Origin of the sequence: Cupriavidus sp. H19C3 (genome assembly GCF_049393815.1) — a bacterium.
Taxonomy (GTDB): domain Bacteria; phylum Pseudomonadota; class Gammaproteobacteria; order Burkholderiales; family Burkholderiaceae; genus Cupriavidus.
This window is the reverse complement of the sequence record NZ_CP184986.1, coordinates 2,469,521-2,484,608: the sequence shown is the minus strand read 5'-3', so window position 1 is coordinate 2,484,608 and position 15,088 is coordinate 2,469,521. Positions and strand designations below refer to the sequence as shown.

The following is a 15,088-nucleotide window of genomic DNA, read 5'->3' as shown; positions in this document are numbered from 1 at the left end:
GTATTGGGTCGCACCGCCGGGTCGCACCGTCGGGTCGCACCGTCGGGTCGCACCGTCGGGTCGCACCGTTTGTGTCGCACCGTCGGCACCCACTTTGGCACCCACAGTGTTGACAGCGCCGTTGACCGCGCCGTTGACCGCGCCGTTGCCACCCGATTGCGTACCCATTTCTGCGTGCCCATGCCCCCCGCCGAATCGCCGCACTATGTCACAGCAATGTCATGTCCACTCTCATATCTTTCCGAAATGCGGCCCCCCTTGCGCTCGCCCGCCATCGCCCCAAGACAAGAGGCCGGCATGCCTCGCGGCGATGCCGGCCCCATGGCCACACGTCCTGCCAGTACGGCGTCGCCGCTACATCACGGTGCCTGCGATCGTCATCGACAAGGGCACCTGCTCAGCCCCCGCCGTACACGTCACCGTGACCGAGAACGGTCCGGCCGCATGCGGCTGGATCTGGGTGGCGTTGGGCGCGAACAGCACCGGCAGCAAGGTGATATTGCTGGTGCCCGCGGTCCAGTTCCAGCCCGCGCATTGCAGGATGCCTTCGTCGATGCCGCGATGGACCACCTGTACCGCCACCGTGGCCGGAATCGGGTTGACCAGGTTGAGCGGCTGCGGGCCGTCGTAGATCAGCGCCCAGGTCGGCTGCTCGGTCACCAGCAGGCTGGCACGCGGGCGTGGCGCCAGCGTCAGGCTGCCAGCCGTCACCGACAGCACGCTCTGGAACGCATCCGCGCCGTTGGGCAGGTTGGTGCCGAGCGTGGTCAGGCGGCTGGCGGCATCGGGCTGCACCATCAGCGTGGGTGACGACGTGGTGAAGGTCCACAGGCCGTCGAAAGCCGCGGTGGTGTCCACCTCGTCATTGCGGACCACGCGCGAAGCGAAGGTCTGCGGACGCCCGTTCAGCACCGAGATCGCATTGATCTGGGCGCCACCCTGCGACAGCACCAGGCGATAGCTCGCCACGCCGCTGCCTACCACCGACACCGGGAGCACGCCCGCCAGCGTGCTGCCGTTCGGCGCCACCACCGACACGCCGACCATCGCCTGCGCCACGGCGCTGGCGGCATTGACGGCCTGCAACGTGCCCACATTGGCGGCACCGGTCACCTGCACCGCGCCCGCGCTACTGGTCCAGGCCCAGCCCGTGCCTGCCGCCGAGCGGTCGGCGCCATGGCTGTCGATCAGCGAAGCGGTCACCGGCAACACCTGGCCATTGGTCATCGTCAGCGTGGGATAAGGCAAGGCCAGCCCATAGGTGGTCGAGCCAGCCGGCAGCACCGTGATGCTGGCCGACTGCAACGGTAACTGGGTCACCGCATTATTGGGGCCGGTCACGGAAGCCACCACGCTGATGGTGGCGATGCCGGTGCCGATACCCCGCACGTTGGCGCTGCCCGGCGCGCTGGCGTTGTTGACGGTGGCGATGCCGCCGTCCGACGACGACCATGTGAATTGCGTGGAGACGGTGACGTCGTTGCCGTTGTTGTCGACCACACTCGCGGTCAGCGGCAGCGTACCACCCACCGCGACCTGACCTGCGGTCACGCCGAGCTGCATGACGTACGACTGCGCCGCCGGTGTGCCACCGCTGCCGTTGCCACCATTGCCGTTACCGCCATTGCCTCCGCCGCTGTCGGCCGGCGTGGGGCTGCCCGTGCCGGCTCCGCCGCCACCGCCGCCGCCGCACGCCGCGAGCATTGTCGCGGTCACGAGTGCGAGCAGCCAGGACATCCACGTACGTGTTCTCATGATTCGCCCCCCGGTTATCTGGTCCCGTTTCTCCCGTGCTGACAGCCTAGGCGCGATGCACGGTTCGTCATACCGGTCAGAGGACTGAGCGCGGCCGCACATATCGGGTGGAGATGCGCGGTCCGCGGGCAGCGGTCATCCATTTGCCGGAGCGGGCAAGGTGCCGCGCCGCACAGACGCGGTCGAGGGCGGCCGAGGGGCGCTTGAGGGGCGCGGTTGACGGGCGCAGCGGTTTTCGTCTACGCTCCTGCCGTTGCCTCGTCGCTTTTTTTCCGCTTTTATCCCTTCCTCCGGAAGCCAGATGCATCCGCTGTCCAGCCCTCGCCGTCCCGCCATCGATGCCTCGCGCATCGTTGCGACGTCGCGCGCGCGGATCGTCTGCGCCCCCCTCGCTGCCTCGCTACGGCTAGACCTACTGACCGGTTGCCGCGCCTAGTGCCCTGTGGCAGTTCGGCAGCCTGTCGCCACGCTGTTTCCCGTTTCGAATCCGTCCGTCTTGCATCCGTCTTCCCGCGAGGAAGGAGAACCCATGCTGTCCAATCCCGCCGTCAAATACCGCCCCGCCACCGTTGTCGATCTGCCTGACCGCACCTGGCCGTCGCGCCAGATCACACGCGCTCCGCTCTGGATGAGCACCGACCTGCGCGATGGCAACCAGGCCCTGATCGAGCCGATGAGTGCCGCGCGCAAGCTGCGCTTCTTCGAACAACTGGTGAAGGTTGGCCTCAAGGAAATCGAGGTCGGCTTTCCGTCCGCGTCGCAAACCGACTTCGACTTCGTGCGCATGCTGATCGAGGAGAAGCGCATTCCGGACGATGTGACCATCATCGTCCTGACGCAGTCGCGCGAGGACCTGATCCGCCGTACCGTGGACTCGGTGCGCGGTGCGAGGCGCGCCACGGTTCACCTGTACAACCCGATCGCGCCGGCGTGGCGCAAGATCGTGTTCAACGCGTCGCGCGACGAAATCCGCGAGGTGGCGGTATCCGGCACACGCCTCATCCGCGCGCTCACCGACGACATGCCCGACACGCAATGGACCTACGAGTACTCGCCGGAAACCTTCAGCCAGGCCGAGCTCGACTTTGCGCTGGAGGTGTCCGACGCCGTTGCCGAGGCATGGGGCGCGGGCCCGCAGCGCCCGATGATCCTGAACCTGCCGACCACGGTGGAATGCAGCACGCCCAATGTGTTCGCGGACCAGATCGAATGGATGCATCGCCATCTGGCGCGGCGCGCGCATATCGTGCTGTCGGTCCATCCGCACAACGACCGCGGCACCGCCGTGGCCGCCGCCGAGCTGGCCATCATGGCCGGTGCCGACCGCGTTGAAGGCTGCCTGTTCGGCAACGGCGAGCGCACCGGCAACGTGGACCTCGTCACGCTCGCGCTCAATCTCTATACGCAGGGTGTGGCGCCCGGTCTGGACTTCTCCGACATCGACGAGGTCCGCCAGTGCGTCGAGCATTGCAACCAGTTGCCCGTGCATCCGCGCCATCCGTATGTCGGCGACCTCGTCTTCACCGCGTTCTCGGGCTCGCACCAGGACGCCATCCGCAAGGGCTTTGCGCGGCAGAAAGAGGACGCCATCTGGGAAGTCCCGTACCTGCCGATCGACCCGGCCGACCTCGGCCGCAGCTATGACGCCGTGATCCGCGTCAACAGCCAGTCCGGCAAGGGCGGCATGGCGTATCTGCTCGAACAGGCGCATGGCATCTACATGCCGCGCCGCCTGCAGATCGAGTTCAGCCGCGCGGTGCAGCGCATGACCGACGATACCGGCCTGGAGGCCAGCGCCGAGGACCTCTACGCGCTGTTCCGCCGCGAATACCTCGATCGCGAAGCGCCGCTGCAGTACGTGTCGCACCGCATGGCCTCGGCCAGCGACGGCAAGGTCGAGATCGACATGGAACTGCGGCGCGATGGTCAACCGGTGCGCGTACGCGGAACCGGCAACGGTCCGATCGACGCAGTGATCGAGGCGTTTGCGCGCGAGCTCGACCTGCCCGTGCGTGTGATGGACTATCACGAGCACGCGCTGTCGGCCGGCGCCGATGCGAGGGCGGCCTGCTATGTGGAGGTGCGCGTGGGCAATTCGGCCACGGGCTTCGGGGCTGGCATCGATGCCAGCATCATCACGGCCTCGCTGCGCGCCGTGGTCTCGGGTGTGAACCGCCATCTGGCCGGCAGCACCGTAGCGGCCGACGCGGAAGCGAGCACGAACGCGGACACAAACGCGGATATCGCCACCGCGTGAAAAATGGTGTGCCCCGCCCCCACGGGGCACACCGGGAAAGGCGTCCGACGGACGCCCACGACATGCGCGGCACAACACCACGTGGCCACAGCGTAAGGCGCGCGGCGCGCTGACGCCACGAAGGAATTCGCATGTCAATAGAAGCCGGCCGCTGCGCCACGCTGGCGGCGCAACGTCGCCGATTTGCCACGGCCAACCACGGCAAATCAGACCGTCACAAATTTGTTGCGCTGGGTCAAAGCCGCGGCATGCCGTTGGCGACACACTGGTCTCGCAGTTTTACTAAAAAACGAAGGCCAGACATGACCACTACTCTCTCCCGTTCACGATTTCCCCATGCCACCCGCCTGCATCGGCGTACCGCGCGGACGTTGCGCGCGCGGGTGGTTGCGTCGACGATCGCATTGGCCGCGGCACTTGCCGCCGCCATGCCGCTGGGCGCCGCGGCCGCCGATGGCGACACCGGCGAAGGCAACTGGATGGTCCGCCTGCGCGCGACCTATCTCGACATGCAGGATCGCTCGGATCCCATTGGCGGCGTAGGCGCCTCCAATCGCATCGGGGTCAACAACAAGTGGATTCCGGAACTGGACGTGACGTACTTCATCGTGCCGCATCTCGCGGCCGAGCTGATGCTCACGGTGCCGCAGAGCCAGGATGTCACGCTCGACGGCAAGCACATCGGCACCTTCCGGCATCTGCCGCCGGCCCTGCTGCTGCAGTATCACTTCCTGCCCGAAGGCACGTTCCGGCCGTACGCAGGCGCGGGGGTCAATTTCACGCGCATCTATGGCGCCAACCTCGCCGGCAATACGCTGCAGCTCGATCGCTGGAGCGTGGGGCCGGTGCTGCAGGTGGGCATGGACTACCGGCTGACCAAGCAGTGGTTCCTCAACGTCGATGTGAAGAAGAGCTGGATCTCGAGCAACGTCTACGCTGGCGGCGCCAAGGTATCGACGGTCAAGCTCGATCCGTGGCTGTTCAGCGCGGGCGTGGGCTACCGCTTCTGAGTGTCACCGGCGGCAACGCTGCCCGCGGGACGTGCGCCCCGCCGGCCGGAGGATCAGCGGAAGGCGGGTTCGTCGAAGCTGCGCAACTTGCGCGAGTGCAGTTGTTCCACACCGTTCTCGCGCAGGATGCGGATCGCTTCGAGGCCGATGGTCATATGCTGGCTCACGCGCTGGCGATAAAACGCGTTGGCCATGCCGCGCAGCTTCAGCTCGCCGTGCAGCGGCTTGTCGGAGACGCATAGCAGCGTGCCGTAGGGCACGCGCAGGCGGAAGCCATTGGCGGCCACCGCCGCGCTTTCCATATCGATGGCGATCGCGCGCGACTGGTTGAAGCGCGCGTACAGCGACTTCGACTTGAGCTCCCAGTTGCGGTCGTCGGTGGACACCACGGTACCGGTCCGCATGCGCGTCTTCATCTCGGTGCCGGACAGGCCCGTCACGCGTGCCACGGCCTCCTGCAGCGCGACCTGGATCTCGGCAATCGGCGGCACCGGCACCCACGGCGGCAGATCGTGATCGAGCACGTGGTCATCGCGCACGTAGGCGTGTGCCAGCACGTAGTCGCCCAGTTGCTGCGAGCGGCGCAGGCCGCCGCAGTGGCCCACCATCAGCCAGCAATGCGGACGCAGCACGGCCAGGTGGTCGGTCATGGTCTTGGCATTGGAGGGGCCCACGCCGATATTGACCAGCGTCACGCCAAGCTTGTCCTCGCGCACGAGGTGGTACGCGGGCATTTGCGGCAGCGCGCGGGGACGCATGGCTTCATCGGGATCGGGCGCGCCGAGCTCCTGGACCACATCGCCGGGCTCGACAAAGCGCACGTAGCCATCGCCACCGTCGGCGGCCATCAGCGACCGGCCGAGCGCGACGAATTCGTCGACATAGCGCTGGTAATTGGTGAACAGCACGAAGCGCTGGAAATGGTGGGGCGCGGTGCCGGTGTAGTGGTAGAGCCGCTGCAGCGCCAGGTCGACGCGCTCGGCGGTAAACAGCGAGAGCGGCCATGCCTCGCCGGGCACCGGTTCGTAGGTGCCGTTGGCAATCGCATCGTCGATGCGCGACAGTTCGGGCAGCACGAACGAGGCTTCCAGTTCGCGTGCCTGGGTGTAGCTGATATCGGTGGTCGAGGCCTCGATCACGAACGGCAGCGGAATCGGCCGGCGCGACAGACCCACCACCACGGGCACGCGGTGATAGCGCAGCAGCCGCTCGATCTGGTCGCGGTAGTAATCGGCGAGCAGGTCCGGACGTGTCACCGTGGTGCCGTAGACGCCCGGATAGGCGACCGTGCCCCATGACGGACGGCTGTCGGTCACCATCGTTTCCAGATTCACCGAGACCCCGAGATATGGGTAGCAGGCGTGCGCCGCGGACGGCAGGGACGTGCCCTGCGCAAAGGCATCGAAGCGCGCGCGCACGGCGGCAACGGAACCATCGTAGATCTCGCGGATGCGCGCCAGCGCGCTGTCGGCATCGGAGAATTCGGCCAGCTGATCGGCCGGATGTGCGGATGAGAAGATCGCGGCGTTCATGGCAGGCATCATACCGCGCGCGCCCTTGCCCGCGCCAGTTTGACGCGCTCGCGAGCGCTCGCTACACTCTGTCGCCATCGCGCCGGGGGGTACCTGCCGCGAGGCGTCGTGGCGCAAGCGACGCGTCGTCCCCTCTCCCTGTCGCGTCCCCCTGCGGCCGGGGCACCCCGCCTTGGTGGGATACGAAGCGGCTCGCGTCGAGGTCGATGTCAAAGGAATGCTGATGGAAATCCGGAATCCGTTGCCCGTGGAAGTCGAGGCTGCCAGACGCCTGCTAGCCGCCAACGGGTGGGACCACCGGGTCGGCAATGCCGGACGCTTCGCCCAGTTGATCGCCAACTCGCAACGGGTTGCGGTGGCCGTGGAGAACGGCGAAGTCATCGGCTTTGTGCGCGCACTCTGCGACGACATTTCCAACGGCTATATCTCGATGATCGCGGTTGCCCCGCAACACCGCCGCCGTGGCGTGGGCCGGGCCCTGATGCGGCACATCATGGGCAACGATCCCGATATCACGTGGGTGCTGCGCGCCGCGCGCTCGTCGGAAGCCGCGTTCTTCGGCCAGCTCGGCTTTGCGCCCTCGATGGTGGCGATGGAGCGGCGCCGGCCCTGACGGGCGCTGACGGTCGGTCCCGCCGAACGTTCGGCCTACTCGGCCATCCACGCACGGAACTGTTCGGCCGTGCCCATGCGGCGGAACAGCTTGCCGCCTGGCGCAAAGCGGTCGGCGCTGGCCAGGCCGCCCACCACCACCGGTTCGAAGCCGGCATCGCGCACCAGTTGCGCAGCCACGCCCAGCGCCTGCGCATCGTCGCCCGCAATCGGTACCGCCATGGGCGCGCCGCTGCGATGGCTTGCGCGCGCGAACTCGCCGGCGCCGGTGAAATTGAACGCGCGCACCACGCGGGCGCCGCGCAGGTAGCGCGCCGTGGTGGGCCCGATGCCATCGCGCGCCACCTCCTCCGCCACCGCGCCATCGCGCGCGGCAATCGCATTGGTGGCATCGAGCACGATCTTGCCCTGCCACGCGCCGGCATGCTGCCGGGCCAGCGCCGGCACCGCGCCATAAGGCACCGCAAGCAGCAGCACGTCGGCAAACGCAAGCGCCTGCGCCACGGTGCCGACTTGTGCCAGCGGCCCCAGCGGCGCCGCCAGCGACTTCAGTTCCTCGGGATGGCGCGACGAGAACAGGACCGGATGGCCGGCCCTGGCCAGCAAGGTGCCTACGGCACCGCCCAGGCGACCCGACCCGATCACGCCGATCTTCGCTTTGTCGCCGCCTGCCTGCGCGCGCGCCAGCGCGCTTGCCAGCGTGGTGGCCATGGCCGCCACCAGCAGGGCGCGGCGGCCGTGCCGGATGTCATCGTTCGAGCGTGTCATCGCTGTCTCCACATGGTCCGATCCACGCACTCTAGGCCAAAATTCGCGCACTTTCCCGTGACTGGCGGTATTGGACCGGTGCCAGACTGTCACGGAAACGTCATGGCGCCTGCCTAGACTGGCGCGGCTTTCGAGCCACGTGGACAGGCCTTGTCCGCGAGAAAGCCGCCAACCAACAACAATACGGCAGGACAACCATGACACGCCCCCCGAGCAGACCGTTTCCCCTCCGATCCCTCGCCATGCTGGCGCTGGCCGCCGCGGCGCTGACGGCGTGCGGCGGCGGCGACGATGCGCCAGGCGCCGCGCCGAGTGCCGGCGGCGGCCAGGACGGCCAGCAGACCGCGGTCAAGCCGCTCGCCGGCGGCACGCTCTATGTGGGCGCCGTGAGCTTTGGCGACACGATTTCCGTCACGCTCGACAATCCCGCCACGGGCCAGTTGACGGTGCGCTTTCTCGATTCGCGCTTCGGCCTGGCCGGGGCACTGGCCGGCCAGTATGCGTTCGATGCCACCACCGCGACCTACCGCGTGAGCGGCCTCGCCGCCAGCGGTACCGACGTGCCCGCGGCACTGGCCGCCGCGGCGGCGTCCATCACGTTCTCGTTCACGCTCGACGATGGCGTGCTGTCGGGCGCCCTGGGTCAGGTGCCCAACGTGCTCGCCGGTGACGGTACCCTGCTGCAGGGTTATATCAGCGCGGCCAACCGCGGCGCGCAACTGGCCGAGATCGCCGGTACCTACTCGTTCCTGCGCCAGGCCGGCGCTACCACCAGCGCCGGCCAGCTCAGCATCGCCGCCGATGGCAGCGTGCGCGTGTGCGCGGGCCAGGGGGCCTCTGCCGACTGCGCCGGCGGCCAGAACGGCAGCCTCGCCGCCGATGCCGACCAGAACCGCTATCCGGGCGCGTTTGCGCTCACGCTGGCCGGGGCCAGGGTGGGCCGCGTGTTTGTCGGTCGGCAGCAGGGTCAGGTCGCGCTGTTCGTCGACGAAGCCGGCAATGGTACCGATGCGCCGGCCGGTAACTGGATCGTGCGCAACGCGCAGGTGCTGCCGGCCAATGCGATCGATGGCGACTGGGTATGCGCGGAGCCCGAACTCGACGCCCAGGACGCCCTGACCGGCCGCACTCGCCGCAACATCGTCTCGGTCAGCGGCACCACGCTGGCGGCCGACAACGTGCCGGTGGACGTGGCCCTGACGTACAACGCCGTGGCCGGCGGCACCGCCAACGGCCTGATCACCGGCACCTGGCAAGCCACGGTCAACGGGCAAGGCCAGGGGGTCGGCCTGACCTGGCTGCCGGTCAGCGCCAACCTCGCGTACCAGGTCCGTCAGGAACCCGCCAGCCGGCACCTGTTGCCGGGCGTCTGCACGCCGCTGCCCGCGCCCACGCGCATCGATACGTACCTGAGTGCCAAGGCCGGCGACAACCAGCTCGTCACCCTCGGCGACCTGCGCCCGACGCAGCCCGATATCGGCCGTGACCAGATTTACTACAAGCTCGGGCGCTACGCCGTCGACCCCGGCAAGAACTTCGACGACGCGTGCGAGAACAACGGCCAGAACAAGGCCGACAAGAAGCTCGACGTCACCACCGCGCGCCTCGACGACCTGAATTCCTTCGGCTGCACCAAGACCGTGGGCACCAAGCCCGAGGACATGAAGACGCTGGTGGTGGGCCCGTTCGGCGAACCGTACCTCACCGACGGCCACCATAGCTTTACGACGATGTGGGAAGCCCCGACCGGCGGCCCACAGGTCAAGGCGTATATCCGCGTGCAGGACAACCTTTCGAACCTCAACCGCGCCGCCTTCTTCCGCACGCTGCGCGAGCGCAAGCTGATCTGGCTGAAGGACAGCGCCAACCGTCCGGTCTACCCGGCCGACCTGCCGCGCGCGCTGGGCCTGCGGAACGGCCTTGGCGACGATCCGTACCGCTCGCTGGTCTACTTCACGCGCGATATCGGATACGCCCAGCTCGACGACGCTACCGAGTTCACCGAGTTCTACTGGGGCGACTGGTTGCGTACGGTGCTGGACCTGAAGCAGGTCGACCTGAACGACACCGCGAGCTATCTCGCCGCCGTGCGCACCGCCGCCGCCGCGATGGTGGGCCTGGCCCCGGACGCACCGGTGAGCAATGGCAAGACGGCCGCGCAACTGGGCCGGCTCGATACGTTCAACGAGGACGAGTTCGCGGCGCTGTCGGCGCCCGTCACCTCTGGAGATCCGGGCAAGCTGCCGTATGCGGTGGATTACCGCCTGAAGCTGAAGCCGTAACCGAGCCGCCGCGGCCCGGCCCGGCCGGGTGCCGCGGGTCGCCAAAAAGCCGGAAGCGTACCCGTTTCTGCGTGCGGCGGCGACGCAGTCCGGCGCGGCTTCGTGCGGTCCGGTGATGCCGCGCGGGGATGCCCGTCCTTGCCGGGCACCGCCGCGCGGCCCGCTCGATATGCGCCGGCCTGCCTTATTCCGGCTGAATGTTGGCCGCCTTGATGATGCGGCCCCACTTGGTCGATTCCTGGCTCTGGAACTTTGCCAGTTCCGCCGGCGTGCTGGTGAATACGTCGGTACCGGTGGAGCGATAGAACGTCGCCGCGGTCTCGCTTCTGGCCGCCTTCACCAGCAGCGCGTTGAGCTTGTCCACCACCGCCTGCGGCGTATGCGCAGGGGCATAGGCGGCAAACCAGTAGCTCATTTCGTAGCCCTTGACGCCCGCTTCGTCGATGGTCGGCACATCCGGCGCCAGCGGCGAGCGGCTCTTGCCCGAGACTCCCAGCGCGCGCAGCTTGCCGGTCTTGACCTGCGGCAGGCCCGTAGCCGTGTCCGTGATCATCATCTGGATCTGGTTGCCGAGCAGGTCGGTGATGGCGAGCGGATTGCTCTTGTAGGGCACGTGCAGCAGTTCCACATGCGCCATCTGCTGGAACAGTTCGCCGGCGATACGCGACGACGAGCTGCCGCTGCCGAAGCTGAGCTTGCCGGGCTCCTTCCTGGCCAGCGCGATGAACTCGCCGACGGTCTTGGCCGGTACCGACGGATTCACCACCATGATCTGGCCGCCTCGGCCCAGCGCGGTGATGGGCGCGTAGTCCTTGACCGGGTCATACGGCAGCTTCTTGAACAGATGTTCGTTGGCGGCATGCGTGGTGTTGGTGGTGATCAGCACCGTATAGCCGTCCGGGCTGGCCTTGGCCACGTCGGTGGCGGCGATAAAGCCATTGGCGCCCGGCTTGTTGTCGACCACCACGGTAACCTTGGCGTCCTGCGTCACGGCCTGGCCGACCGCGCGCGCAAGCTGGTCGGTCGCGCTGCCCGCCGCGAACGGCACCACAAAGCGGATCGGCTTGTCGGGATAGTCGGCCCATGCGCTGCCGGCACCGGCAACAAGGGTGGCGGCGATGGCCATCGCCAGCGGCCTGCGAATTCCGTACATCTTGGTCTCCTCGGGTGGAATCGTTGGAATCGTTGGAATCACTGATCTTCGGGCTCGTTTGCGTCTTGCGGCACGTGCGGGATCGCTCCCCGGTCACCGCGCGGACGAACCGGTCCGCGCCATTCAGCCGGCAGGCGCCGCAAGCCGCGGCGGCACCGGAATCGGCATGCGCAACAGCAGGAACGCGAGCGCCTTGCCATGCGTATCGAGATTGAGGGCATCGTTGACGCCGCCGTCGAGCACGCCATCGATCACGAAGTTCATCGCCTGCAGCGACGGCACCACGTACCGTGTAACGGCCGTCGGATGGCGGCCGGCAAACAGCGCACGCACCGCGTCCTCGGTGACATGGGCGACCAGATGATCGAAATCGCGCGCATCGTAGGCAATCACGCTGATATTGGAGCGGTCGCCCTTGTCGCCGGTACGGCCGTGCGCGAACCGATAGAGCGGCTGAAGCGGAGTGGCGTCTGTCATCGCATCAGGAAATAAAGGTGTGGCTCGACGATACCGCCTCGCGCGGTACCAGGCACGACATCGCATTGAGGCGGCTGCGCAGCGCGGTACGCACGCCGCCACCGCCGGCCGGACCGCACGTGTACAGCGTATTGACCTCGCGCAGCAGCGCCTCGGCCACCGCCTTGTCGTCGTGCACCAGCGCGGCACGCAGTCGCACATCCTGCGCCGCGGCTTCACCGGGCTGCGCGGCGGCGAGCATGGTGCCGGCATCGTCGGCAAACACGCTCAGCACACCGATCAGGTCGAAGCGGATATGCGCGTCGTGGCCCAGCAGCGCCATGCGCTTGCGCACGATCTCGGCGGCCAGGCGCGCCCGCGCAGCCGCATTGGGCCCGGCGTAGGAGATTTCGCCCTCGGCGATCCAGCCGCCCTGGTAGAACAGGTTGGCCTTCAGGGTGGGCGTGCGCGGGTGGCCGCGCACCTGGCGAACCGCCACCCGGTCGGGGCCAACCTGTGCCACGGCGACCTCGCCGATATCGGCCACCACGTCGGGCGTCAGGTACGCGCGCGGGTCGTGCACTTCGTAGAGCAACTGCTCCTTGACCGTGCGCAGGTCCACGCAGCCGCCGGTGTCGGCCGCCTTGAAGATCTCGATGGCGCCATCGTCCGCCAGCCGCGCGATCGGAAAGCCGACCGCGTGTACATCGGGTACGTCCTTCATGCCGGGGTCGGCGAAGTAGCCGCCGCTGACCTGCGCGCCGCATTCGAGCAGATGGCCGGCCATGGTGGCCGCGGCAAGGCGGTCCCAGTCGTCCCACGCCCAGCCGAAGTGCGCCATGGCCGGGCCCACGGCAAGCGCGGGATCGGCCACGCGGCCGCACACCACCACCTGCGCGCCGGCCTGCAACGCATCGGCGATGCCGCGCGCGCCAAGATAGGCGTTGGCGCAGACGAAACGCGCCTCGGGAAACGCGTCGCCGATGCGCTCGCGCAGCAATGCGCGGCCGGCATTGTCGGAGAGGTCATCGCCCTCCACCACGGCCACGCGCGGCACTGGCAAACCCAGCTGGGCCGCGAGCACGCCGATGCGGCGCGCCGCCGCGCGCGGGTTGGCGGCACCGAAATTGCCGACGATCGGAATGCCGTGGGTCAGGCAGAGCCCGAGCACGGGCGTGAGCAACTGGTCGAGCAGCGGTTCGTAGCCGTGCGCAGGGTCCTGCCGGCGCGCCAGTTGGGCCAGCGCGAGGGTGCGTTCCGCCAGGGTCTCGAAGATCAGCGCGGCGGGGCCGCCGGCGGCAATCATGGTGCGCACCACGGGCAGGGCGGCATCGGTGCGGTCGCCGGAGAAGCCGGCACCGGATCCGATCAGCAGGGGAACGGTCATGGTCAGGGCGTGCGCGTGAGCGGGAACATGGCGGGGATGACTGCGAGCCATTCTAGGGGGAGGGGGGCTGCGCAAAAAGCGGATTATTTGGATTAATCTATCGATTCGTTGGATAAATCGAATCCGCTGAGGCGCCGCCTTCGTGCGATACCCTCGCGGCCCGTCGTCGCCCATGAACCTGTCCGTCAAGCACCTGCGCGCGTTCGTCGCGCTCGCCACCCATCGCAACTTCACGCGCGCGGCGCAGGCGTGCCACCTGTCGCAATCGGCGTTCAGCACGCTGGTGCAAACGCTCGAGGAAAACGCCGGTGTCCGCCTGTTCGAGCGCACCACACGGCATGTGGAACTCAGCGCGGACGGGCGCCGCTTCGAAGAGGTGGCGCGACGCCTGCTGGCGGACTTCGAGGACGCGTTTGCCGACCTGCGCGATCATGCCGAGCGCCGCAAGGGCAGGGTCGCGATCGCGGCCCTGCCGTCGCTTGCGGGCGGCGACCTGCCGCCGCTGCTGGCCGCATTCCGGCAACGCTACCCCGGGATCGCGCTCGAGCTGTACGACCAGCTCGCCGATGGCTGTATCGACCTGGTACGGCGCGGCCAGGCGGACTTTGCGCTGGCGCCGGCGCCAGCGCACGACGACGACCTGCGCATCGAGGCGCTGGTGCACGACAACTTTCACCTGGTATGCCCGGCCGACCATCCGCTCGCGCGCAGGCGGCGCGTGCCGCCACAGGCGCTGGCGGGGTTGCCGTTCATCCAGCTGTCGCGGACCAGCAGCGTGCGCCAGCACCTCGATGCCGCGCTGCATCCGTTGCGGCTCAATGGCGTGATGGAGGTCGAGCATCTGGCCACGGTGGCCGCGCTGGTGGAGGCGGGACTGGGCGTCTCGGTGGTGCCGGCGCTCGCGCTGTTCCAGTTTCGGCGCGAGGGGCTCGCGATCCGGCCGCTGCAGATGCCGAATCTCGTGCGCGATATCTGCCTGGTACGGCTACGGGAGCGCGGCGATTCGAGCGCCGCCGCCGCGCTGATCGAATGCCTGCGCGCGCATTACCGGCATCAGAAGTGACCGAGATAGCCGCCATCGACGGCCAGCACCTGGCCGGTCACATACGAGGCCGCGGGCGAGGCAAGAAATACCGCGGCCCCGGCCACTTCCTCGGGCTGGCCCCAGCGGCCCAGCGAGGTCCGTTGGCGTAGCCACTCCGCCACGCCCTGATCGGCGACCATCGACTGGTTGGGCTCGGTGGCAAAGTAGCCCGGCGCGATGGCATTGACGGTAATGCCCTGCCGGCCCAGATCGGCGGCCAGCGCGCGCGTCAGCGCATCGAGGCCGCCCTTGGTGGCGGGATAGAGTACGTCGTTGGCGCGCGCCACCTGGCCCGCGATGGAGCTCACGTTGACGATGCGGCCATAGTCGTGCCGGCGCATGCGCTGCACCGCGTGCCGGCACAAGGCATAGGGCGCGACGAGGTTGGTCTCGAGCATCGTCCGGAGGTCGTCCGCATCGAGCTGTGCCATCGAATTGCGATTGCGCGCGCCCGCGTTGTTGACGAGGATATCGAGCCGGCCATGGATGGCGTCGAGCAGCGCGAACGCGTCGGCCACGGCGGCCTCGTCGGTGATGTCGAGCACGAGGGCTTCGGCGGCATGGCCCTGCGCCTGCAGATGCGCCACGGCCTGCGCCACACGCTCGGCATTGCGCGCGCAGACCAGCACGTGTGCGCCGGCCGCGCCCAGTCCGGCGGCGATGGCCAGGCCGAGGCCTTGCGCGCCGCCGGTGACCAATGCCACGCGGCCGGCCAGCGAAAATGGCGAAGCCGCGGGAAGCGGCGCGCGCGGAGAGGAGGAAGGTGCTGCGGGAATCGTCGCCATCGGGCAA

The 15,088-nt window shown here is 68.3% G+C and carries 12 protein-coding genes; 5 read left to right on the top strand and 7 right to left on the bottom strand.

Annotated elements, in window-relative coordinates; all coding sequences use genetic code 11:
* Positions 1 to 354: 354 nt before the first annotated feature.
* Positions 355 to 1,755 carry a hypothetical protein gene (locus DFLDMN_RS30580; RefSeq protein ID WP_423199486.1) on the bottom strand — a complete coding sequence of 467 codons (1,401 nt, stop codon included), beginning with the start codon at positions 1,753 to 1,755 and terminating at the stop codon, positions 355 to 357.
* Between the two features lie 529 nt (positions 1,756 to 2,284).
* Between DFLDMN_RS30580 and leuA the strand changes: the two genes are divergently transcribed.
* Entirely contained in the window at positions 2,285 to 4,012 is a 1,728-nt protein-coding gene (gene leuA / locus DFLDMN_RS30575) for a 2-isopropylmalate synthase (protein WP_423199485.1), read from the top strand.
* A 302-nt stretch (positions 4,013 to 4,314) separates the two neighbouring features.
* Entirely contained in the window at positions 4,315 to 5,022 is a 708-nt protein-coding gene (locus DFLDMN_RS30570; RefSeq protein WP_423199484.1) for an OmpW/AlkL family protein, read from the top strand.
* Positions 5,023 to 5,075: 53 nt separating this feature from the next.
* On the opposite strand, the gene DFLDMN_RS30565 is transcribed toward DFLDMN_RS30570, so the two are convergent.
* On the bottom strand, positions 5,076 to 6,566 hold the full coding sequence (locus DFLDMN_RS30565) for an AMP nucleosidase (protein ID WP_423199483.1): 1,491 nt from the start codon (positions 6,564 to 6,566) through the stop codon (positions 5,076 to 5,078).
* Positions 6,567 to 6,777: 211 nt separating this feature from the next.
* Here DFLDMN_RS30565 and DFLDMN_RS30560 point away from each other — a divergent pair, with 211 nt between their 5' ends.
* Positions 6,778 to 7,167 carry a GNAT family N-acetyltransferase gene (locus DFLDMN_RS30560; protein ID WP_423199482.1) on the top strand — a complete coding sequence of 130 codons (390 nt, stop codon included), beginning with the start codon at positions 6,778 to 6,780 and terminating at the stop codon, positions 7,165 to 7,167.
* A gap of 35 nt (positions 7,168 to 7,202) precedes the next feature.
* Here the strand turns inward: DFLDMN_RS30560 and DFLDMN_RS30555 are convergent, their stop codons facing one another.
* On the bottom strand, positions 7,203 to 7,934 hold the full coding sequence (locus tag DFLDMN_RS30555) for an NADPH-dependent F420 reductase (protein WP_423199481.1): 732 nt from the start codon (positions 7,932 to 7,934) through the stop codon (positions 7,203 to 7,205).
* Between the two features lie 197 nt (positions 7,935 to 8,131).
* Between DFLDMN_RS30555 and DFLDMN_RS30550 the strand changes: the two genes are divergently transcribed.
* Positions 8,132 to 10,216, top strand: a complete 2,085-nt coding sequence (locus DFLDMN_RS30550; RefSeq protein WP_423199480.1) for a ParB/Srx family N-terminal domain-containing protein — start codon at positions 8,132 to 8,134, stop codon at positions 10,214 to 10,216.
* Between the two features lie 184 nt (positions 10,217 to 10,400).
* On the opposite strand, the gene DFLDMN_RS30545 is transcribed toward DFLDMN_RS30550, so the two are convergent.
* From DFLDMN_RS30545 to DFLDMN_RS30535, 3 genes are all read right to left on the bottom strand, one after another.
* Positions 10,401 to 11,369 carry a Bug family tripartite tricarboxylate transporter substrate binding protein gene (locus tag DFLDMN_RS30545; RefSeq protein ID WP_423199479.1) on the bottom strand — a complete coding sequence of 323 codons (969 nt, stop codon included), beginning with the start codon at positions 11,367 to 11,369 and terminating at the stop codon, positions 10,401 to 10,403.
* A gap of 123 nt (positions 11,370 to 11,492) precedes the next feature.
* Positions 11,493 to 11,846, bottom strand: a complete 354-nt coding sequence (locus DFLDMN_RS30540) for an AtuA-related protein (RefSeq protein ID WP_423199478.1) — start codon at positions 11,844 to 11,846, stop codon at positions 11,493 to 11,495.
* 4 nt (positions 11,847 to 11,850) lie between these two features.
* Positions 11,851 to 13,212 (bottom strand): acyclic terpene utilization AtuA family protein, encoded by a 1,362-nt coding sequence (locus DFLDMN_RS30535; protein ID WP_423199477.1) that lies wholly within the window; start codon positions 13,210 to 13,212, stop codon positions 11,851 to 11,853.
* 172 nt (positions 13,213 to 13,384) lie between these two features.
* On the opposite strand from DFLDMN_RS30535, the gene DFLDMN_RS30530 reads away from it, so the two are divergent.
* Positions 13,385 to 14,275: a LysR family transcriptional regulator gene (locus DFLDMN_RS30530; protein WP_423199476.1), complete on the top strand. Its 891-nt coding sequence runs from the start codon at positions 13,385 to 13,387 to the stop codon at positions 14,273 to 14,275.
* On the opposite strand, the gene DFLDMN_RS30525 is transcribed toward DFLDMN_RS30530, so the two are convergent.
* Positions 14,266 to 15,081 (bottom strand): SDR family oxidoreductase, encoded by an 816-nt coding sequence (locus DFLDMN_RS30525; RefSeq protein WP_423199475.1) that lies wholly within the window; start codon positions 15,079 to 15,081, stop codon positions 14,266 to 14,268. The genes DFLDMN_RS30530 and DFLDMN_RS30525 overlap by 10 nt on opposite strands.
* Positions 15,082 to 15,088 lie beyond the last annotated feature (7 nt).